This is a genomic window from Pseudomonas sp. DL, from assembly GCF_047199225.1.
In the GTDB taxonomy this organism is placed as follows: Bacteria; Pseudomonadota; Gammaproteobacteria; order Pseudomonadales; family Pseudomonadaceae; genus Pseudomonas; species Pseudomonas aeruginosa.
This window is the reverse complement of sequence record NZ_CP178323.1, coordinates 2,864,839-2,886,917: the sequence shown is the minus strand read 5'-3', so window position 1 is coordinate 2,886,917 and position 22,079 is coordinate 2,864,839. Positions and strand designations below refer to the sequence as shown.

The following is a 22,079-nucleotide window of genomic DNA, read 5'->3' as shown; positions in this document are numbered from 1 at the left end:
AGAACAATTTCTGCTGCGCCAGAGGCAGGCGAACGAAGCGGGACACGAGGTCCAGGTTTGGATTGGAAAGCATGGGTCAGATCGCCTCTAGTTCGCTCATGAATTCACGAAGGTCATCGAAATCGGTGTCATTGCTGGAAGTCTGCGCCGCGGCAAGCTCGGCATAGGCTTGCAGCGACTCGGTCTGGAACAGCGCCGCCAGCGGCAGCTCCACGCCGACCTCGCTCTGCATCCGGGCAGTCACCTGGATCGCCAGCAACGAGTGGCCGCCAAGCTCGAAGAAGTTGTCGTCGAGCCCGACCTGTTGCAATTGCAGGACCTCCGCCCAGATCCCCGCGACCTGTTGCTCCAGATCGCTTCGCGGCGCCACGTAGACCTGCTGCAACAGGCTCGCATCCGGCTGTGGCAGGCCCTTGCGGTCCAGCTTGCCGTTCGGCGTCAGCGGCATCCGCGCCAGGAACAACAGGTGCGACGGCACCATGTATTCCGGCAGGCGCTCGCGCAGCGCCGTCTTCAACTGCGCCCGGCACTCCGCCTGCGCTTCCGGCGAATCCGCGACCGCCGGCGCCTGCGCCACCACGTAGCCCACCAACTGCTGGCCCACCGCACCCGGCTGGGCCACCACCACCGCCTCGCGCACCGCCGGATGCTCGCGCAGGCGCGCCTCGATCTCTCCCAGTTCGATGCGGAAGCCTCGGATCTTCACCTGGTGGTCCACCCGTCCGAGGTAGTCCACCACCCCATCCGCACGCCCACGGGTCAGGTCGCCGCTGCGGTACAGCCGGCTGCCCGGCGCGCCAAAGGGATCCGGCACGAAACGCTCGGCGGTCAGCGCCGGACGCTCCAGGTAGCCACGCGCCACCCCTTCCCCGCCCAGGTACAGTTCGCCCGCCACGCCTACCGGCAGCAGGTTCAACTGCCCGTCGAGGATGTAGCCGCTACGGTTGCCCAGCAGCGTACCGATCGGCATGTAGGCCGCGCCGCAGGCATCGCCCGCCCGCGCTTTCCACAGCAGCGGCGTCACCACCGTCTCGGTCGGGCCGTAGCCGTTGAACAGGTACTTCGGCTTCAGCGCCCGCCACGCCAGGTCATAGCTGGCCTGCGCCACCGCGTCGCCGCCGAAGCAATAGACCCGTACCGGCGGCGGATTGCCGTCGCGCTCGGCATGCTCGGCCAGTTGCTGCAGGTACACCGGCGGGAACACCCCCACCGTTACCCCGTGGCGATGCATCTCGGCGTAGGTCCGTTCCGGCAGCCACAGGCTGTCGTCGCGGATCAGCACCCGCGCGCCGTTGATCAACGGGTGCATCCAGCCTTCGTGGGAACCGTCGAAGGCGAACGACATGAAGTGCAGCTCGCAGTCCTCCGGGGTCATCTCGTAGCGCTCGCCGGTAGCCACGATATGGGCGATCAACGGACCATGGGACACCGCCACGCCCTTGGGCATGCCGGTGGAGCCGGAGGTGTAGATCACATAGGCCAGGTTGTCGCCGTGCAGCGCCACCTCTGGATCATGGGCGGGGAAGCCGGCCCACTCCTCCTCGCGATCCACGGACAGACAGGACAACCCCTCGGGGATCGGCAGACGCTCCAGCAGGTGGCTATGGGTCAGCAGCAGGTGCGCGCGACTGTCCTGCATCATGTACAGCAGGCGCTCGCGCGGGTATTCGATATCCAGCGGCACGTAGGCGCCGCCGGCCTTCAGTACCGCCAGGAACGCCACCATGATCTCCGCACTGCGCTGCATGGCGATCGCCACCCGCACCTCGGGGCCAACGCCTCGGGCGATCAACGCATGGGCCAGGCGGTTGGCCCGGCTATCCAGCTCGGCGTAGGTGAGCTTTTCCTCGTCGAAGATCACCGCCACCGCATCCGGCGCCATACGCGCCCGCTCGGCCACTCGCTGGTGTACCAGCGGCGTTGCCGGATAGCCCGAATCGCTGCGGTTCCAGATAGCGCCGATAGCGCTAAGCTCCGCCTTCTCGAGCATCTGCAGATCGACCAGACGTCGCTGCGGATGTTCGGCGAATGCCTCCAGCAGAGTCGTCAGGTGGCGACCCAGGCGCTCGATCGTAGCGGCCGGGAACAGTCCGCGATCGTAGCTGAATTGCAGTGACAAGCTATCCCCGCCACCCAGCGCCAGGGCCAGCGGATAGTTGGTCTGCTCGTGCATCGCTACGGCACCGAAACGCACGCCTCCAGCGGAGGACCGTTCGAGCACCTCGTCCACCGGGTAGTTTTCGAACACCAACAGGTTGTCGAAAACCGCCTCGCCGCCGAACCCCGCCCAGCGCTGCAGCTCGAACAGAGGCGTGTGCTCCTGTTCGCGCAACGCCAGGTTCTGCCGTTGCAGCCCCTGCAGCAGTTCGTCGAGGGTCATCTGTGGAGCCAGCGTTACCACCACCGGCAAGGTATTGATGAACAACCCGACCTGGTTCTCGACACCCGGCAGATCGGCAGGGCGCCCGGAGACGGTGGCGCCGAAGACCACGGTGTGTTGTCCGGTATAGCGTTGCAGGAGCAGCGCCCAGCCCGCCTGGACCAGGGTATTGAGAGTGACCTGGTGGCGCCGGGCGAAATCCCGGAGCCGCGCGGTAGCCGTTGCGTCCAGCTCACGCAGGTGCTCTCCGACGCCGTTGGCCGATGTCAGTCCCGGCTGAGCCAGTGCCTCGACCAATCGCGTCGGCTCGTCCAGAGCCGCCATCTGCTCGCGCCAGAATGCCTCGGTAGCTGCCGCGTCCTGCCGCTGCAGCCAGGCGATGTAGTCGCTATAGCGGCCATCCCGGGGCTGCTCCGGCGAGCGTCCGGCATAGGACTCCAGCACCTCGCTGAGCAACTGGGCATTGCTCCATCCGTCCAGCAGGATGTGATGATGGGTGTAGATCAGGTGGTGCTCACCTTCGGCAGTCTTCACCAACAGCAGCCGCAACAGTGGCGCACGCTGCAATTCGAAACCGCGTTCGCGCTCGGCCGCAGCCAGCGCGAGCAGCGCGGCGTCCCGATTCGCCGCCTGGCTCAGGTCCTCTTCGGCGAAGGGCAACTGGCGCTGTCGATAGACGATCTGCAAGGGCTGCTGCAGCTCCCCCTGCCAGGCGAAACCACTGCGCAGGATCGCGTGCCGGTCCAGGGCGGACTGCCAGGCTGCGCGGAAGCGCGGGATATCGAGGCCGGACACATCCACACGCATCTGATTGATGTAGTCGCTCGATGCCTGCTCGTACAGCGAATGGAACAGCATGCCCTGCTGCATGGGTGACAGCGGATAGATGTCCTCGACCTCTTCCAGCGCGACCGGCAGGGCATCCAGACGCGCCTGCTCCAACCCCGCCAGCGGGAAATCGGAAGGCGTCGCGCCATGCCGTGGCGAATCGCAGCAGAAGTCGACCAGCGCCGTCAGCTCAGCCACATAGTCATCGGCCAGGCGACGCACCTGGTCCTCGCCGAACATCTGCGAGCTGAAGCTCCAGTCGATACTCAGTTCACCGTCGAACACCCGGCCATTGAGACTCAGCCAGTTGTCCAGCGGAGCGCCGGGGTCCATCTCTGCCCCCGCGCTTTCGCCAGCCGGGTCCAGCAGAGCCATCTCGTCGAACTGAGCGTCGAACTGGCCCAGGTAATTGAAAGTGATCCGCGCCTGCGGCAACCCCGCCAGGACCCGGGCACTTTCCTCTCCAGCCAGATAGCGCAGCAAGCCATAACCCAGGCCCTTGTCGGGAATCGCACGCAACTGTTCCTTGATCGCCTTCAGGGACTCGCCAAGATCCGCGACCGGGCTCAGGCGCACCGGGAACAAACTGGTGAACCAACCCACGGTACGACTCAGGTCGATATCGGCGAACAGCTCCTCGCGCCCATGCCCTTCCAGCTGTACCAGGCTTGAAGAGGCGCCGCTCCAACGGCAGACCACTCGCGCCAGGGCGGTCAGCAGAAGATCGTTGACCTGGGTCCGGTAGGCTGCCGGCGCCTGCTTCAGCAAGCGTTCGGTCAAGCTGCGGTCGAAGCGACTCTGCACGGAGGTAGCGAAACGCTGCTCCAGAGCGCCTTGCGGATGCTCGCACGGAAGCTCGGCCGGCGCACCTTCCAGCAGCTCGCGCCAAAACTGCAACTGCGCCTTCATCGACTCACCACGGGCATGCTCGCTCACTCGGCCGGCCCAGGCCTTGAACGGGCTGGTCTTGCCAGGCAGCCGCGGAGCTTCTCCACGGAGGCTCTGCTGGTAAGCCCTTTGCAAATCCTCCAGCAGAATGCGCCAGGACACCCCGTCCACCACCAGATGGTGGATCACCAACAACAGACGCTGGCCGCCGTCGGCCATATCCACCAACAGGCTCCGCAACAGTGGGCCGTCGGCCAGGTCCAGGCTGCGCTGCGACTCCTCGCAGAGCGACTCCAGCGCTTGTCGGTCCACCGCCTCGGCACGCCAGAGCAGCGCACCGCCCAGCGTTGCTTCGGCATGTTCGGCATGCCAGGTTCCGTCCGTTTCATGGAAGCGCAGACGCAATGCATCGTGATGTTCAACCAGGGCCTGCAAGGCCGCTTCGAGTGCCTTCGCATTCAGGGCCTCGCGCGGCTTCAACAGCAATGACTGGTTCCAGTGCTGGCGATTGGGAATCGGCTGTTCGAAGAACAACCGCTGGAACGGCAACAACACCGTCTCGCCGCTCACAGGCCCCTGCTCCATTTGCACCGCAGCCCCTACGCGGGCGACTCGCGCCAGCCCCTGTACGGTCTGTTGTTGGAACAGGTCCTTCGGAGTGAACTGGATGCCCGCCGCACGGCATCGACTCACCACCTGGATCGAAACGATGGAATCGCCACCCAGGGCAAAGAAGTTGTCGGTGGCGCCCACCTCCTCCAGCTTCAGCACGTCCGCCCAGACGGCCGCGATACGTCGCTCCATTTCATTCTGCGGCGCAACATGCGTCTGCCCCGCAGCAGCTTGCGGTCGCGGCAGCGCCTTGCGATCCAGCTTGCCGTTCGGACTCAGCGGCATCCGCTCCAGCGCCAGCCACTGCGCCGGCACCATGTACTCCGGCAGGCTTGTCGCCAGGTGCGCGGCCAGCGCTTCGCGCCAGTCGCCGCCCTCGCTCTCCAGCACCACGTAGCCGACCAACTGCCTGCCGTCCACCGCCAGCACCGCCGCCTCGCGCACCCACGGATGCTCCAGCAGGCGCGCCTCGATCTCGCCCAGCTCGATGCGCAAGCCGCGCAGCTTCACCTGGTGGTCGATCCGCCCGGCGTACTCGATCACCCCGTCGGCGCGGTAGCGCGCCAAATCGCCGGTGCGGTACATCCGCTCCCCAGCCACGAACGGGCTGGCGACGAAACGCTCGGCAGTCAGCCCCGGACGCTGGTGGTAGCCACGGGCCAGGCCCTGCCCGGCCAGGTACAGCTCGCCGAGCACGCCCACCGGCACCGGCTCCAGGTTGCCATCGAGGATGTAGCAGGCCAGGTTGGCGATCGGCCGGCCGATCGGCACCGCGTCCTTGCCCTCCTCCACGCAGGTCCAGTGGGTGACGTCGATGGCCGCCTCGGTCGGGCCATAGAGGTTATAGAGGCCGGCCTGCGGCAGCTTGGCGAACACCTGCTGCTGCGCGTCCGCCGGCAGCGCCTCGCCGCTGCAAACGATGCGTTTCAGGCTGGTGCAGGAGACGACGTCTTCGTCCTGCAGGAAGGCCTGCAGCATCGACGGCACGAAGTGCAGCGTGTCGACCCCTTCGCGATTGATCAGCTCCACCAGCTTCGCCGGATCGCGATGGTCGCCCGGCGCGGCCACCACCAAACGCGCCCCGCTCATCAGCGGCCAGAAGAACTCCCAGACCGACACGTCGAAGCTGAACGGGGTCTTCTGCAACACCGTGTCGCCGACGCCCAGCCCATAGGCCTGCTGCATCCAGCACAAGCGGTTGCTCAGCGCCGAATGGCGGTTGCCGGCGCCCTTGGGCTTACCGGTGGAACCGGAGGTGTAGATGACATAGGCGAGGTTCTCGCCATCGAGATGAATATCCGGGTTCGCCTCACTGTAATCCTCGAACCAGGGCGCACCGCGATCCAGGTCGATCCGCTGCACGCCTTGCGCCAGCGACAGCTTCAGGTGCGACTGGCTGAGCAGCAGCTGCACGCCGCTGTCCTCCAGCATGTAGGCCTGGCGTTCCTCGGGATACTCCGGGTCCACCGGCACGTAGGCGCCGCCGGCCTTGAGGATCGCCATCAGGGCCACGACCATCTCGATGGAACGCTCCATGGCCACGCCCACCAGGCGGTCCGCGCCGACCCCGCGCTCGATCAGGGCATGCGCCAGGCGGTTGGCCCGGCGGTTCAGCTCGGCGTAGTCCAGGCGTTCCTCGCCGAAGGCCAGCGCCGGCGCCGTCGGCGTGCGCTCGACCTGCTCCTCGAACAACCGGTGCACGCCGCGTTGCAGCGGGTACTCGGCCGCAGTGGCGTTCCAGCCTTCCAGCAACTGGTAGCGCTCCTCGGCATCGAGCATCGGCAGCGAGTCGACGCTGGCCTGCGGGTTCTCCAGCATGCCGCGCAGCAGGTTCTGCCAATGCCGCGCCATGCGCTCGACGGTCCGCGCCTCGAACAGGTCGGTCGCGTAGGTCAGCGCCGCCCCAAGGCCGTCCGGGGTTTCCCAGGTATCGAGGGCAAGATCGAACTGTGCGGCAGCACCGTCCCAGGCAAAACTCTCGATGTGCAAACCATCGACTTGGGCATCCTGCCGCTCGCCGCTCTGGTGGTTATACATCACCTGGAACAACGGGCTGTGGCTGAGATTGCGTTCGGGCTGCAAGGCATCGACCAATTGCTCGAACGGCAGATCCTGGTGCGCCTGCGCGCCCAGCGCCGCCTCGCGCACGCGGCCCAGTAGATCGCGGAAAGCCAGGCCAGCATCGACCTGGCAACGCAGCACCTGGGTATTGACGAAGAAGCCGATCAGGCGCTCGACCTCGGCGCGGTTTCGGTTGGCGATAGGTACCCCGACGCGAATGTCCGACTGCCCGCTATAGCGCTTCAACAGCACCTGGAACGAGGCCAACAGAAGCATGAACGGGGTGACACCCTCCCGCCGGGCGCAGGCCAGCAGCTCCTCCGATAATGGCACCGGCAGCGCCATGTCCAGACGCTGCCCGCGTCCGCTGGCCTGGGCCGGGCGCACCCGGTCGGCGGGCAGTTCCAGGACCGGCTGCTCGGCGCCCAGGCGCTCACGCCAGTAATCCAGTTGCCGCGCGCCCTCGCCGCTGTCCAGCCAGGCGCGATGCCAGGCAGCATAGTCGGCGTACTGCAGCGTCAATGGCGCCAGCGTCGGTTGTTCGCCGCGCCGCGCCGCGGCATAGGCCTGGAGCAGTTCGTCGACCATCACCTGCATCGACCAACCGTCGGACACGATATGGTGCTGGGTGATGACCAACACATGCTCCTGCCCAGCCAGCGCCAGCAGACGCACGCGCAGCAGCGGCCCACGAGCCAGGTCGAATGGCTGGCGGATTTCCTCGGCCACCCGCTGGCGCAACGTTGCTTCGCTCGCCCCGGCGCAATCCTCCAGGACAATGCGCAACGGCATGTTCGCCAGGATCGTCTGGCGCGCCTGACCGTCGACCTCCTCGAAGCGGGTGCGCAAGGTCTCGTGGCGCAGCACCAGCCAATCGAAGGCCTGCTGTAACGCTGCCCGGTCCAGGACGCCACGCACGTGCAGTACGCTGGGGAGATGATAGGCCGCGCTTTCAGGCTCCAGTTTCCAGAGGAACCACATGCGTTGCTGAGCATGCGACAAAGGCAGCTCGGCGACTCGCGGCAATACTTGCAGCACAGGGGCAGCGCTCGCCGCCTGGGACTCCAGGGAAGCGGCGAAGTCTGCCAGGACCGGCCGCTCGAACAGGATGCGCAAGGGTACGTCCAGTTCCAGATCCTGGCGCAGGCGCGAGACCACCCGGGTGGCGCTGAGGGAGTGACCGCCGAGTTCGAAGAAGTGCTCGTCGCGGGCGATGCCCTCGACACCGAGCAGCGCCTCCCAGATCGCTGCGACCGAACGTTCGAGCCCCTCCCGCGGAGGCTCTCCGGCCTGGCGGCGGGCAGCCGCGTCCACCTTCGGCAGCGCCTTGCGATCCAGCTTGCCGTTGGCGTTCAGCGGCAAGCTGGACAGCACCTGCCAAGCCGTCGGTTGCATGTACGCAGGCAAGCGTCCGGCCAGCCAGGTGCGCAGCTCCGCCAGAAGGTCCTCACCCCGCATAGCGTCACGCCCCACCAGGTAGGCCGCCAGCAGCGGACCACCGACGCCATCCTGCGCCACGACCGCTGCTTCCGCCACATACGGGTGTGCAAGCAGTTGGCTCTCGATTTCGCCGATCTCGATGCGGAAACCACGGATCTTGATCTGCTGATCGGCCCGGCCGAGATATTCGACCTGACCGTCGACGCGATAACGCGCCAGGTCCCCGGTGCGATACAGGCGCTCGCCCGAACCTGAGAACGGATCGGCCACGAAACGCTCGGCGGTCTGGCCGGGGCGGCCCAGGTAGCCACGAGCCAGGCACTGGCCGCCGATGTACAGCTCGCCGATCATCCCCGGCGCACATGGCTGCAGGGCTGCGTCCAGTATGCAGGCCCGGCGCGCACCGAGCGCGCGGCCGATAGCGGGAGCACCGCCCTCTTGCGTCCGACAGTGCCAGGCCAGCGGAGTGATCACCGCCTCGGTGGGACCGTAGGCGTTGAACCAGGCTTCAGCCTGCACCGCCTGCTGGGTCAGCAGGCTAGCGTCCCAGGCTTCGCCGCCGAGGATACAGGCGCGTACCGCGATCCGGCGGCCGGCGTGGCGCAACTCCTCCGCCTGTTGCTGAAGATAAGCCGGCGGTAGATCGAGGATAGTCACCGCGTGCCGCTCCACCTCATCCGCCAGATGTTGCGCGCTCCACTGTCCGGCGTCGCCGAGCAGGACCCGGGCTCCTGCCAGCAGGGGTACGAAGAGTTGTTCGGCAGCGGCATCGAAACTGATCGAGGCGAACTGCAATTGGCAGTCGCCAGGGCCGACGCCGTAGGTGCGTGCTGCCGCCTGGCAGTGCGCGACGAGCGCCGCCTGGCTGACCGCCACTCCTTTTGGCTGGCCGGTCGAGCCGGACGTATAGATCACGTAGGCCAGCGTCTCGCCAGCTACCTCCGGCAGCGGCCGCGTATCTGCACTCGCCGGCCAGGCGGCGGTCTCCAGCGGCAGCCGCTCGACCTCTGCCGGGCAGGGCAGCCGCTCCGCCAGGGTTTCCTGGCAGATCAGCCAGCGCGCGCCGCTGTCGCGCAACATGTACGCCAGGCGCTCCGCGGGGTAGTTCGGATCCAGCGGCAGGTAGCCGGCACCGGCCTTGAGGATACCCAGCAGGCCGACGACCAGGTCGAAGGAGCGCTCGGCAGCGATCGCCACCAGCGCTTCCGCGGCCACGCCGCGCGCCCGCAGGCCACGCGCCAGACGCTCGGCGCGCATATCCAGTTCGGCATAGCTGAGATGCTCGTCGCCACATACCAGCGCGATCGCCTCAGGCGCCGACGCTGCCTGATGCGCGAAGGCCGCCGCGACGCCGCCCCGCGGCAGCGCCTCGAGCGGTGCCTGCCAATCCCGCAGCGCCTCCTGGCGTTCCCCGGCGTCGAGCAGGGCCAGCTCGCCCAGCGCTGCCTGGGGGGTCTCGGCCATCCGCTGCAGCAGATGCAGCAGATGACGGTCCAGTTCGGCGATGTCCGCTGCGTCGAAATCGCGCCGCGCATAGACGTACTGCAGGCTCAGGCGCTCACCCAGGGTGACACCCAGCGTCAGGGGGTAGTTGGTCTGCTCGTGGTTGCTTGGCGTGGAGAACTCCAGATCGGCGGGAGCCTGGCGCAGAGCCTCGGCCACGGGGAAGTTCTCGAACACCAGGATGCTATCGAACAGAGCCTCGCCGCCATGCCCGGCCCAGCGCTGGATGTCGTACAGAGGCGTATGCTCGTGTTCGCGCAGCGCCAGGTTGAGCGCCTGCATCCCCTGCAGGTAGTCCGCGACGCTCTGCTGTGGCTGCGGCGCGGTGATCACCGGCAGGGTATTGATAAACAGACCGATCTGCGCCTCGATGCCTGGCAGTTCCGCCGGCCGTCCGGCCACGGTGGCGCCGAAGGCTACCGTCTCCTGCCCGCAGTGCCGCTGCAGGAGCAGCGCCCAGGCCGCTTGCACCAAGGTGTTGAGCGTGACCTTCTGACCTTGGGCGAAGGACGCCAGTTGGCGGGTCGTCTGCGGATCCAGTTCGCGCAGATGCTCACCCTGGCCAGGCTGCTCCGTCCTCGTCTGGCGCGCCAGGCGTGTCGGAATCTCCAGGGAGGCCAGCCGATCGCGCCAGAAGGACTCGGTCGCCTTCGCATCGCGGCTCTGCAACCAACCGATGTAGTCGCGGTAACGCCCAACGGGAGCGGCTACCTCCTGCCCCGCATAGCGCTGCAGTACCTCGGCGAGCAGTTGGGCGTTGCTCCAGCCATCCATCAGGATGTGGTGATAGGTATAGATGAGGTGCATCCGCCCATTCGCCAGCGGCACCAACACCAAGCGTTGCAACGGCGCCCTGGCCGGGTCGAAACCGGCTTCGCGCTCAGCCTCTGCCTGCCGTTGCGGATCACTGCCTGGCGGGGCCAGCCGCAGCTCCAGCGTCGCCTGCTCGAATACCACCTGCAACGGCTGAGGCCAGCCGTCCTTCCAGAGGAATCCGCTGCGCAGGATCTCATGGGCATCGAGGGTGGCCTGCCAGGCTGCGCGGAAGCGATCCGGGTCCAATCCGCCGATATCCATGCGCAACTGGTTGACATAGTCGCCTTCCGTTCCATGAAGACTGTGAAACAGCATGCCCTGCTGCATCGGCGACAACGGATAGATGTCCCGCACCGAATCAGGATCCAAGGACAATTCATCGAGCTGCGTCTGGGAAAGCCCGGCCAGCGGGAAGTCCGACGGCGTCACACCCCGATGCCGCGGGTCGAGACAATGCTCGATCAGCGCGTGCAGCTCCCGCGCGTAGTCATCGACCAGGCGCTGGACGGTCGCCTCGGCGAACATTTCCCGGCTGAAGCTCCAGTGCAGGCTCAGCTCGCCACCGTAGACCTGGCCTTCGATGCTCAACCAGTTGGCCAGCGGGGCGCACGGATCCTGGGCGGCGCCGGCGCTTTCCGTGGCCGGTACCAGCAGCGCCGCCCCATCGAACTGACGGTCGAACCGGCCCAGGTAATTGAAGGTGATCCGCGGCTGCGGCAGCGCGGCCAGGCGGGCCGCAGCCTCCTCTCCAGCCAGGTAGCGCAGCAGGCCGTAGCCGACGCCCTTGTCCGGCACGCAGCGTAGTTGCTCCTTGATCGCCTTCAGCGACTCGCCGAGGTCCGCGGCCGGGGTCAGGCGCAGCGGGAACAGGCTGGTGAACCAGCCCACCGTGCGGCTCAGGTCGATGGCCTCGCCGAGGTCCTCGCGGCCGTGCCCTTCGAGCTGCACCAGCACGCTGGCGTCGCCGCTCCAGCGGCAGGTCGCACGGGCCAGGGCGGTCAGCAGCAGGTCGTTGACCTGGGTCCGGTAGGCCGCCGGGGCTTCCTGCAGCAACTGCCGGGTACGCTCGGCGTCCAGGGTCAGGACGAGCTTGCGCTCATGGCGGTTTTCCAGGGCTCCGTGCGGGTTTTCGCATGGCAGCGCATGCGGAGCGTCGTGCAGTTGCGCCTGCCAGTAGTCGAGTTCGTCCAGGCGCGCGCCGGCCTGTTCGTGCAGGTGCCGGCTCCAGGCCTGGTAGGAACTGCTACGCGGCCCGAGATCGGCGTCGAGGTCGGCATAGAGACGCTGCAGGTCTTCCAGCAGGATACGCCAGGACACCCCGTCCACCGCCAGGTGGTGGATGACCAGCAGCAGGCGCTGGCTGCCGTCGGCCATGTCCACCAGCAGCGCACGCAGCAGCGGCCCCTGTTCGAGGTCGAGGCTGCGCTGGGCTTCTTCGCAAAGCGCCAGCAACGCCTCCTCGGACCCCGCCTGCCGGCGCCACAGCGGCTCGCCGGCCTGCTCGGCGTAGGCCTGGTGCCAGGCGCCGCGCTCTTCGCGGAAACGCAGGCGCAGGGCATCGTGCTGCGCCTGCAGGCGTTCCAGGGCACGCCCCAGCCGGTCGCCGTCGAGCGGCTGGCGCGCCTGCAACAAGAGAGACTGGTTCCAGTGCTGGCGATTGGGAATCGCCCGCTCGAAGAACCAGCGCTGTACCGGCGCCAGCGCCACCTCGCCGCTAGCCGGCCCCTGTTCCGCCGTCGCCGCACCCGCCTTGGCCGCCAGGGCCAGGCTGCGGATGTTCTGGTGCTGGAACAGGTCGCGCGGGCTCAGTTGCAATCCGGCCTGGCGCGCACGGCTGACTACCTGGATCGAGACGATCGAGTCGCCGCCGAGGCTGAAGAAGTTGTCGTCCAGGCCGACCCGCTCGACGCCCAGCAGGTCCTGCCAGATTTCCGCCAGGGTTCGCTCCACTGCGGTGCGCGGTGCGCTGTAGCCTGCCTGCGCCACGCTTACTTCAGGCGCCGGTAGCGCCTTGCGATCCAGCTTGCCGTTCGGACTCAGCGGCATCCGCTCCAGCGCCAGCCACTGCGCCGGCACCATGTACTCCGGCAGGCTTGTCGCCAGGTGCGCGGCCAGCGCTTCGCGCCAGTCGCCGCCCTCGCTCTCCAGCACCACGTAGCCGACCAACTGCCTGCCGTCCACCGCCAGCACCGCCGCCTCGCGCACCCACGGATGCTCCAGCAGGCGCGCCTCGATCTCGCCCAGCTCGATGCGCAGGCCGCGCAGCTTCACCTGGTGGTCGATCCGCCCGGCGTACTCGATCACCCCGTCGGCGCGGTAGCGCGCCAGGTCGCCGGTGCGGTACATCCGTTCCCCAGCCACGAACGGGCTGGCGACGAAACGCTCGGCAGTCAGCCCCGGACGCTGGTGGTAGCCACGGGCCAGGCCCCGACCGGCCAGGTACAGCTCGCCGAGCACGCCCACCGGTACCGGCTCCAGGTTGCCATCGAGGATGCAGCAGGCCAGGTTGGCGATCGGCCGGCCGATCGGCACCGCGTCCTTGCCCTCCTCCATGCAGGTCCAGTGGGTGACGTCGATGGCCGCCTCGGTCGGGCCATAGAGGTTATAGAGGCCGGCCTGCGGCAGCTTGGCGAACACCTGCTGCTGGGCGTCCGCCGGCAGTGCCTCGCCACTGCAAACGATGCGTTTCAGGCTGGTGCAGGAGGCGACGTCTTCGTCCTGCAGGAAGGCCTGCAGCATCGACGGCACGAAGTGCAGCGTGTCGACCCCTTCGCGATTGATCAGCTCCACCAGCTTCGCCGGATCGCGATGGTCGCCCGGCGCGGCCACCACCAAACGCGCCCCGCTCATCAGCGGCCAGAAGAACTCCCAGACCGACACGTCGAAGCTGAACGGGGTCTTCTGCAACACCGTGTCACCGACGCCCAGGCCATAGGCCTGCTGCATCCAGCACAAACGGTTGCTCAGCGCCGAGTGGCGGTTGCCGGCGCCCTTGGGCTTGCCGGTGGAGCCGGAGGTGTAGATGACATAGGCAAGATTCTCGCCGTTCAGCTCGACCCCTGGATTGTTCTCGGCATGGTTTTCCAGCCAGGCATCGGCCTGGTCCAGGTCGATCCGTTGCACACCTTGCGCCAGCGGCAGCTTCAGGTGCGACTGGCTGAGCAGCAGCTCCACACCGCTGTCCTCCAGCATGTAGGCCTGGCGCTCCTCGGGATACTCCGGGTCCACCGGCACGTAGGCGCCGCCGGCCTTGAGGATCGCCATCAGGGCCACGACCATCTCGATGGAACGCTCCATGGCCACGCCCACCAGGCGGTCCGCACCGACCCCGCGCTCGATCAGGGCATGCGCCAGGCGGTTGGCCCGGCGGTTCAGCTCGGCGTAGTCCAGGCGCTCCTCGCCGAAGGCCAGCGCCGGCGCCGTCGGCGTGCGCTCGACCTGCTCCTCGAACAACCGGTGCACGCCGCGTTGCAGCGGATACTCGGCCGCAGTGGCGTTCCAGCCTTCCAGCAACTGATAGCGCTCCTCGGCATCGAGCATCGGCAGCGAGTCGACGCTGGCCTGCGGGTTTTCCAGCATGCCGCGCAGCAGGTTCTGCCAATGCCGCGCCATGCGCTCGACGGTCCGCGCCTCGAACAGGTCGGTCGCGTAGGTCAGCGCGGCGTACAGGCGGCCGCCCTTCTCGTAGGTATCCAGGCTCAGGTCGAACTGGGTGGTACGGCTCTTCCAGTCGAGCTGGCCGAAGCTCAGGCCGGCCACGCTGTCCAGCGCCTCGATGTCGGCCACCAACGGCTGGTGGTTGTACATCACCTGGAACAGCGGGCTGTGGCTCAGGCTGCGCTCGACCTTGAACGCCTCGACCAGGCGCTCGAACGGCAGATCCTGATGGGCCTGGGCGCCAAGCACGGTGTCCTTGAGCCCGGCCAGCAGGGTCGCCACCGACGTGCGGCCGTCGAATACCGAGCGCAGCACCTGGGTGTTGACGAACAGGCCGATCAGCCCTTCCACCTCGGCGCGGTTGCGGTTGGCGATGGGGACGCCGACCCGCAGGTCGGTCTGCCCGCTATAGCGTTGCAGGAGGATATTGAAGCCGCCGAGCAACAGCATGAACAGGGTCAGCCCCTGGCGTCGGGCGGTGCCGCGCAGGGCCTCGGCCAGGGCCGGCTCGATGCTGAACTCGTAACGGCTGCCACGGTAGCTGGGAACCGCCGGACGCGGGTGGTCGGTCGGCAACTCCAGGACCGGATGCCGCTCGCCGAGCTTGCCGCGCCAGTACTCCAGCTGGCGCTCCTGCTCACCGGCCTCCAGCCAGCTGCGCTGCCACAGGGCGTAATCGGCGTACTGGATCGGCAAGGCCGGCAGGCCGGGCTCCGCGCCAGTCGCATAGGCACTGTAGAAACGACTGAATTCTTCGATCAGCACGTTCATCGACCAGCCGTCGGACACGATGTGATGCAGGGTCAACAGCAGCACATGCCGCTCCTCGCCCAGGCGGATCAGGCGGACCCGCAGCAACGGCCCCTCGCACAGGTCGAACGGCTGCAACGACTCGCGCTGCGCCTCCTCGCGCAGGCGGGCTTCCTGCTCAGCCTCGGACAGGCCGCTGCAATCCTCGAAGGCAACCTCCAGCGGGCGTTGCAGGGGCGCCTGCGTCAGGCTGTCGTCGGCGCCGCGCGGGAACACCGTGCGCAGGGTTTCGTGACGCTGCACCAGGCTGGCGAAGGCGCGCTCCAGCGCCTGGCGGTCCAGCGGCCCGTTCAGGCGCACCGCGCTGGGCAGGTTGTAGGCGCCGCTCTGTGGCTCCAGGTGCCAGAGGAACCACATGCGCTGCTGGGCGTAGGACAGGCGGTCGCGCTCGGCCGAAGACACGCCGGCCGGAATCGGGAACAGCGAGAAATCGATTCCCTCTCCTCGCAGGGTTTCGAGGAAGACCCGACGCTTCTCAACGGGTAGTTCGATAAAGCGGCGGGCGAGCTTGAGGGAATCTTCTGCGTTCATCGGTCTTCTTCCGTGCACATGGGCAACGAGCGCGGGGCTCGGTCATTCATGTGAAACGGACGACACATCGTGAAAATTAACCGGACAGCGACTTCCGGTCGCACCTTGGCCGATCGGTTTTTTTGCATAGCCATCAGGCGTTTACGGAAGCCCTCGGACAAGCCGCCGGCGCCAGGCTGAAAGCAACTGCGAAACATTTGCTTTCATCTTCCCCTTCAGGTTCTACCGGCCTCATTCGTCCTATATGGATGAACGGGGCGCATCCAGTCCCCGCAACCCATGGTCGGTGCCCACGACCCCTAACCTACCGTTAGCCTCATGTCGAAAAAGTCCCGCTCCAGACTCTGGTTCCTCGTCCACAGCTGGCTGGCCCTGCCCATCTGGTTCTTCGTCCTGATCGTCTGCGTCACCGGCACCCTGGCGGTGGTCAGCCAGGAGATCGTCTGGCTGGCCAACCCTGACGTCCGGGCCAGCAAGCCCTACGAAGATGCCGAGCCGCTCAGCTTCAGCCAGGTCCTGAAGGCGATCAACGAAGCCCAACCGGACCTCCTGGTCGAATCCATCCAGCGCCCCGACGAAGAGCATTTCGCCCTTACTGCCGAGGTCAGCTATCCCGGCGGCAGCGAGGCGACCCTGTACATCAACCCCTACACCGGCGCCATCCAGGGCGAAAGCCCCTCCTTCGACTTTCGTCAGTTCACCCGTGCCCTGCACGGATGGTGGCTGGTTCCGTTCAACAACGGCTACAGCTGGGGCTGGTACATGGTCTCGCTGCTCGGCCTCCCCATGCTGGCATCGCTCATCACCGGGCTGGTGGTCTATAAACGATTCTGGAAGGGCTTTCTCAAACCCAGATTACGCATCAACCAAGGCGCCCGGATCTTCTGGGGCGACTTCCATCGCCTGAGCGGCATCTGGTCGATCTGGTTCATCGCCCTGATTTCCATCACCGGCACCTGGTTCCTGATCCAGGCCATCCTTGCCGACAACCACGTCACCCTGACCAACGACGGCATCCCTCCGGTCATCGCACGCGCCGACGTGCCCCGCGCCGCACCCGGTCAGAAGGTTCCATACATCGAGCTGGACGAGGCGGTGCGGCTCGTCACCGGGCGTATCCCCAGCCTGGAGGCCAGCGCGGTGTTCCTGCCCGGCAACGCCTACAGCCCGATGTTCGTGGCCGGACGCGGCTGGTATCCGCTCATGTTCCAGTCGGCCGCGCTGAACCCTTATACCGGCAAGATCGAAACCACCCGCCTGCTCAGCGACCGTACCCCCCTGCAGTTCGTCACCGAATCCATGCGCCCCCTGCACACCGGCGATTTCGGCGGTATCTGGGTCAAGCTGATCTGGTTCGTCTTCGGTCTGCTGCTGAGCATGATGGTGCTCAGCGGCCTGCTGATCTGGAGCAAGCGCACCGCACAGGCCACCGCCGCGCTGGTCAAGCGCGGCAAGCGCCCGGCGCGCCAGCCGAAACCGGCCAAGCCGGCGCCGGTAATGGCCAACCAGACCGCGGAGGGACAGCCATGAGCAAGGCCGCCGTTGCCCAGCCCGTTTCGCCGCTGCGCCAGTTCTGGCTGCGCTGGCGTTTCCACCTGAACGTTCTGCTGATCCTGATCCCGCTCGGTTTCATGCCGCGTTATTTCGCCGACATGGCGTTGTTCTCTGGCAGCAGCGGACTGGGTGAACGCGAGATCGGCGAAGTCCAGGTAGGCCCCTGGAGTCTCAAGCTCGCCGAATGGCGTATCGAACCGCCGCACGACGAAGGCCCCGCCGGCTTCATGAAGGACTTCAATGCCGCCCTCTGCCAGGCCTGCATTCCCCAGGTCAAGGCGACCTACCTGCGCATCGGCAAGCCGCGCAGCCTGCGTGCCGCCGGGGTGATCTTCTTCGGCAGCCCCTACCGCATGGGCACCAGCGTGCCGATCCCGCCGCGCACCCGGCCCGACGCCGAGCTGTGGATCACCATGGAAGGCTGGGACGGCTCCATGCACCAGGCTTCCATTCCCCTGGCCGAGGCATCCCCCGCCACCGTGGCCTGGCTGAACAAACGAGGTAAGCAATGAGCATCCACACCCGCCCCTGGCGCCTGCCCCTGGCCGCCCTGTTGCTCGGTCTGAGCGGCGCGGCCCTGGCACACAACCCGATCTGCGAATGCGAGGAAGTGCAGGCCGGCGAGATCCGCTGCAAGGGCGGCTTCTCCGACGGCAGCGGCGCCCCCGGCGTAACCCTCGACGTGATCGGCTACGACGAGCAGATCCTGGTTCCCGGCAAGCTCGGCGCCGACTCGACCCTGACCTTCAAGCGTCCCGACGGCGAGTTCTACGTGCTGTTCGACGCCGGCCCCGGCCACGTGGTGGAAATCGACCACGCCGACATCGCCGCGCCATGAGCGTCGAAACCGTCCGCCCGGCCGGCGCCGGCCACGAGACCCTCTACGTACTGCTCGGCAGCGTGCTGATCCTGGCCCTCGCCGCCACGGTGGTCGGGCTGCGCCAGCAGTCCCATGAAGCGCAAGCCCTGGACGCCCACCAGGTGGACGCCCGGCTCGACCTGAATGCCGCCGAACAGGGCATCTATGCCGACCTGCAGGTCGCCGCCGAAGACATCCAGGCGCGCCTGGACGACGGCGAAGCCGCGCCCTCCGTCGACGAACTGGCCGCCGAGGGCTTCCCGCCCTTCGTCGCCGACGTCGCCGCGAGCAGTCGCGGCGAGCACCGCTGGAGCCACGGCGAAACCGCCGGGCGTCCGAGCTACCTGGGCGTCAGCGGCAAGCCCGAGGTGGCCGGCTCGTTCCTCCTGCTGCTCGGCCCCGCCGAAGTCTGGCTGAAGCCCGCCGCGGCCGCTGCCGGCGCCGTACCGGGCGACGCCCGCGCCCTGGCCGACGCCGGCTGGCGCCAGGTGGTCAGCCGCTTCGACGCCGGCGTGACCCGTCAGCACCGCCATTGATCGCACATCGACTCCACAGAAGGCGTTTTTCCATGCTGTTCTCCCGTCGCTCATCCCGTCCGCGCGGCCTCGCCGCCCTCCTCCCGGGCCGCGCCCTGCTGGCCGCCCTGCTGCTGGCCCTGCTCGCCCCGCTGGCCCAGGCCGAAGACGGCAAGCGCCTGCGCATCGGCATCACCCTGCACCCCTACTACAGCTACGTGAGCAACATCGTCGGCGACAAGGCCGAGGTGGTGCCGCTGATCCCCGCCGGTTTCAACCCGCATGCCTACGAGCCGCGCGCCGAGGACATCAAGCGCATCGGCACGCTCGACGTGGTGGTGCTCAACGGCGTCGGCCACGACGATTTCGCCGAGCGCATGATCGCCTCCAGCGAAAAGCCCGGCATCCCGGTGATCGAGGCCAACGCCAAGGTGCCGCTGCTGGCCGCCACCGGCATGGCCGCGCGCGGCGCCGGCAAGGTGGTCAACCCGCACACCTTCCTGTCCATCAGCGCCTCGATCACCCAGGTCAACACCATCGCCCGCGAACTGGGCAAGCTCGACCCGGCCAACGCCAAGGCCTACACCCGCAACGCCCGGGCCTACGCCAAGCGCCTGCGGGCCCTGCGCGCCGACGCCCTGGCGCGGCTGAACAAGGCCCCGGCCGCCGACTTCCGCGTCGCCACCATCCACGGCGCCTACGACTACCTGCTGCGCGAATTCGGCCTGGAAGTCACCGCCGTGGTCGAGCCGGCCCACGGTATCGAGCCGAGTCCGAGCCAGTTGAAGAAGACCATCGACCAGCTCAAGGCGCTGGACGTGAAGGTGATCTTCTCCGAGATCGACTTCCCCTCCACCTACGTCGAGACCATCCAGCGCGAGTCCGGGGTGAAGCTCTATTCGCTGTCGCACATTTCCTATGGCGACTACAGCGCCGGCAAGTACGAGGAAGAAATGGCGCGCAACCTCGACACCGTGGTCCGCGCCATCCAGGAGTCCGGCGCATGACCGTGGCCGAACGGCTTTGCGCCACGCCTTGCGGGCCGGCCATCGACTTCGCCGGGATCGACCTGAGCCTCGGCGGCAGCCGCATCCTCGATGGCGTGCGCCTGCGCGTCGAGGCCGGTAGCGTGCACGCGCTGGTCGGACCGAACGGCGGCGGCAAGAGTTCGCTGGTCAAGACCCTGCTCGGGCAGATGCCGCATCGCGGCGAGCTGCGCCTGGAGTGGCCCGGCGCGCCCGGCTGCATCGGCTACGTGCCGCAGGCGCTGGAGTTCGACCGCGGCCTGCCGCTCACCGTCGACGATTTCATGGCCGCCATGTGCCAGCGCCGTCCGGCCTTCCTCGGCCTGTCGCGCAGCCGGCGCCCGGCGATCGACGCGGCCCTGGAACGGGTCGGCATGCTGGCCAAGCGCGGTCGGCGCATGGGCGCCCTCTCCGGCGGCGAGCGCCAGCGCGTGCTGCTGGCCCAGGGCCTGGTACCGCCGCCGCAACTGCTGGTGCTGGACGAACCGATGTCGGCCCTCGACGAGGGCGGCATCCAGGTCTTCGAGCGGCTGCTGCTGGACTGGCGCCAGGCCGGCGTCACCGTGCTCTGGATCGAGCACGACCTGGAGGCCGTCGGCCGCCTCGCCGACCGGGTCAGCGGTCTCAACCGCCACCTGCTGTTCGACGGTCCGGCGGCCAGCAGCCTGACCCCGGAACGCCTGCTCACGCTGTTCTCCACCCAGCCCCGGAAGAACGCGGAGGCCAGCCGATGAACGACGCCTACGAACAACTGCGCCAGGCCGTCCAGGCCTGGGCCGCCGCCGGCTACCTTCCGGAGACCCTGGCCTACGGCTTCGTCGTCAACGCGCTCCTCGCAGGCCTGCTGATCGGCCCGGTGCTCGGCGGCCTCGGCACCCTGGTGGTGGTCAAGCGCTTCGCCTTCTTCTCCGAGGCGGTCGGCCACGCCGCGCTCACCGGCGTGGCCATCGGCATCCTCCTCGGCGAGCCCTACACCGGGCCCTACGGCAGCCTGTTCGGCTACTGCCTGCTGTTCGGCGTCCTGCTCAACTACCTGCGCAACCGCACCGGCCTGGCCCCGGACACCCTGATCGGGGTGTTCCTCTCGGTGTCCCTGGCGCTCGGCGCCAGCCTGTTGCTGGTGCTGGCGGGCAAGATCAACGTGCATATCCTCGAGAACGTGCTGTTCGGCTCGGTGCTGACCGTGAACGGCCATGACCTCGCGGTGCTGGCGGCGGTCGCCGTGCTGGTGCCGTGCCTGGCCCTGCCGCTGTACAACCGCATCATGCTGGCCAGCTTCAACCCGCAACTGGCGGCGGTGCGCGGGGTCGCGGTGAAGAGCCTGGACTACCTGTTCGTGGCCCTGGTGACCCTGGTCACCGTCGCCGCGGTGAAAGTGATCGGCGCGATCCTGGTCGGAGCCCTGCTGGTGATCCCGGCGGCGGCGGCGCGCCTGGTCAGCCAGTCGCTGAAAGGGTTCTTCTGGCTGGCGGTGCTGATCGCCACCGTCAGCACGCTGGCCGGTATCCTGTTGCCGATCATGTTCGACCTGCCGATTCCCTCCGGCGCCGCGATCATCCTGGTCGCCGGCCTGGCCTTCGGTCTCGCCGCCATCGCTCGCGGCTGCCTGCCGCACCTGAAAGGAACCCCCGGATGAACCTGAAACCCCATTGCCTCGCCCTGGCCCTGGCTTGCGCCGGACTCGCCGGCCCGCTCCCGGCCCTCGCCGCGACGCCGGCCGCGGCCCAGTCCGCGCCAGTCACGGTACTGGCCAGCCTGCCGGTCACCCACGCCCTCGCCGAACGCCTGCTGCGGGACACCGAGGTCAAGCTGCAACGGGTCGCCCCGGCCAACCTGCCGGCCAGCCGCCAGGCCTCGTTCTTCGCCGGGCGCGGCGCCGGCGGCCTGGCCAAGGCCGCCGGGCAGGCCGACGCGGTGATCGACCTGCGCTCGATCTGGAGCGACGACCCGCTCTACCCGCTGGCCCGCCGTAGCAATATCCGTATCGTCGAGATCGACGCCGCGCGTCCGGTGGACGGCGCCCTGCCCGGCATCGCCCTGCGCCCCGGCAGCGACCTGCATGCCTACCCCTGGCTCAACCCGACCAACCTGGGGCGCATGGCCGATGTCCTCGCCAGCGACCTGGAACGCCTGGCGCCCGGCGCCGCAGCGACCATCCAGGCCAACCTGGCGACGCTGAAGAAGCAATTGCTGGAAGCGACCGCCAGTAACGAGACTCGCCTGGCGAAGGCCGACAACCTCAGCGTGATCAGCCTCTCCGAACGCCTCGGCTACCTGCTCGCCGGGCTCAACCTGGACCCGCTGGACGTGGAGATCCAGGCCGACGACGGCTGGACCGAGACCAATATCCAGGCTTTCGCCGAGGAGCTGAAGAGCGAGGATATCGCCCTGGTCCTGCACCATCGCCAGCCACCCAAGCCCCTCGCCGATGCCATCGCCGCCAGCGGCGCACGCCTGGTAGTGGTGGACACCGAGGCGGCGGACCCGGTGGCCGGCCTGGAAAGCGACATGAAAGCGATAGTCGAAGGGCTGCTGGCCGGTAAAGGCTGAGCCGCGCCTCGTAACGAAAAAGGCCGGGGAGCGCTGCTCACCGGCCTTTT

Annotated in this window: 9 protein-coding genes; 8 read left to right on the top strand and 1 reads right to left on the bottom strand. The window is 67.7% G+C overall.

From position 1 onward, the window contains the following. Positions 1 to 76 precede the first annotated feature (76 nt). On the bottom strand, positions 77 to 15,526 hold the full coding sequence (locus tag ACI766_RS13550; protein WP_115282365.1) for a non-ribosomal peptide synthetase: 15,450 nt from the start codon (positions 15,524 to 15,526) through the stop codon (positions 77 to 79). 318 nt (positions 15,527 to 15,844) lie between these two features. Between ACI766_RS13550 and ACI766_RS13545 the strand changes: the two genes are divergently transcribed. The 8 genes from ACI766_RS13545 to ACI766_RS13510 are packed head-to-tail and all read left to right on the top strand — an operon-like array spanning position 15,845 to position 22,029. Continuing rightward, positions 15,845 to 17,056 (top strand): PepSY-associated TM helix domain-containing protein, encoded by a 1,212-nt coding sequence (locus ACI766_RS13545; protein ID WP_003106912.1) that lies wholly within the window; start codon positions 15,845 to 15,847, stop codon positions 17,054 to 17,056. Next, on the top strand, positions 17,053 to 17,592 hold the full coding sequence (locus ACI766_RS13540; protein WP_003111932.1) for a hypothetical protein: 540 nt from the start codon (positions 17,053 to 17,055) through the stop codon (positions 17,590 to 17,592). Before ACI766_RS13545 ends, ACI766_RS13540 begins: the two co-directional genes overlap by 4 nt. Further along, entirely contained in the window at positions 17,589 to 17,918 is a 330-nt protein-coding gene (locus ACI766_RS13535; protein WP_003089624.1) for a hypothetical protein, read from the top strand. Before ACI766_RS13540 ends, ACI766_RS13535 begins: the two co-directional genes overlap by 4 nt. Beyond that, a complete protein-coding gene (locus ACI766_RS13530; RefSeq protein ID WP_003089625.1) occupies positions 17,915 to 18,475 on the top strand; it encodes a DUF6162 family protein in 561 nt (186 codons plus the stop codon). Before ACI766_RS13535 ends, ACI766_RS13530 begins: the two co-directional genes overlap by 4 nt. A 32-nt stretch (positions 18,476 to 18,507) precedes the next feature. After that, the gene (locus ACI766_RS13525) at positions 18,508 to 19,461 is read left to right on the top strand and encodes a metal ABC transporter substrate-binding protein (RefSeq protein ID WP_003113055.1); all 954 of its coding nucleotides are present in this window, start codon (positions 18,508 to 18,510) and stop codon (positions 19,459 to 19,461) included. Continuing rightward, positions 19,458 to 20,213, top strand: coding sequence for a metal ABC transporter ATP-binding protein (locus ACI766_RS13520; RefSeq protein WP_003116923.1), 756 nt, complete (start codon positions 19,458 to 19,460; stop codon positions 20,211 to 20,213). The genes ACI766_RS13525 and ACI766_RS13520 overlap by 4 nt, the downstream gene beginning before the upstream one ends. Continuing rightward, on the top strand, positions 20,210 to 21,115 hold the full coding sequence (locus tag ACI766_RS13515; protein WP_003106903.1) for a metal ABC transporter permease: 906 nt from the start codon (positions 20,210 to 20,212) through the stop codon (positions 21,113 to 21,115). The genes ACI766_RS13520 and ACI766_RS13515 overlap by 4 nt, the downstream gene beginning before the upstream one ends. Continuing rightward, complete coding sequence (locus tag ACI766_RS13510; RefSeq protein ID WP_003120118.1) at positions 21,112 to 22,029, top strand: metal ABC transporter solute-binding protein, Zn/Mn family; 918 nt, start codon at positions 21,112 to 21,114, stop codon at positions 22,027 to 22,029. The genes ACI766_RS13515 and ACI766_RS13510 overlap by 4 nt, the downstream gene beginning before the upstream one ends. Positions 22,030 to 22,079: the final 50 nt, after the last annotated feature.

Bases quoted from the DNA above. Each gene is read 5' to 3' on its own strand.
- ACI766_RS13550 (WP_115282365.1), bottom strand. From the start codon at position 15,526: ATGAACGCAGAAGATTCCCTCAAGCTCGCCCGCCGCTTTATCGAACTA.
- ACI766_RS13525 (WP_003113055.1), top strand. From the start codon at position 18,508: ATGCTGTTCTCCCGTCGCTCATCCCGTCCGCGCGGCCTCGCCGCCCTC.
- ACI766_RS13515 (WP_003106903.1), top strand. From the start codon at position 20,210: ATGAACGACGCCTACGAACAACTGCGCCAGGCCGTCCAGGCCTGGGCC.
- ACI766_RS13510 (WP_003120118.1), top strand. From the start codon at position 21,112: ATGAACCTGAAACCCCATTGCCTCGCCCTGGCCCTGGCTTGCGCCGGA.
- ACI766_RS13530 (WP_003089625.1), top strand. From the start codon at position 17,915: ATGAGCGTCGAAACCGTCCGCCCGGCCGGCGCCGGCCACGAGACCCTC.
- ACI766_RS13545 (WP_003106912.1), top strand. From the start codon at position 15,845: ATGTCGAAAAAGTCCCGCTCCAGACTCTGGTTCCTCGTCCACAGCTGG.
- ACI766_RS13520 (WP_003116923.1), top strand. From the start codon at position 19,458: ATGACCGTGGCCGAACGGCTTTGCGCCACGCCTTGCGGGCCGGCCATC.
- ACI766_RS13535 (WP_003089624.1), top strand. From the start codon at position 17,589: ATGAGCATCCACACCCGCCCCTGGCGCCTGCCCCTGGCCGCCCTGTTG.
- ACI766_RS13540 (WP_003111932.1), top strand. From the start codon at position 17,053: ATGAGCAAGGCCGCCGTTGCCCAGCCCGTTTCGCCGCTGCGCCAGTTC.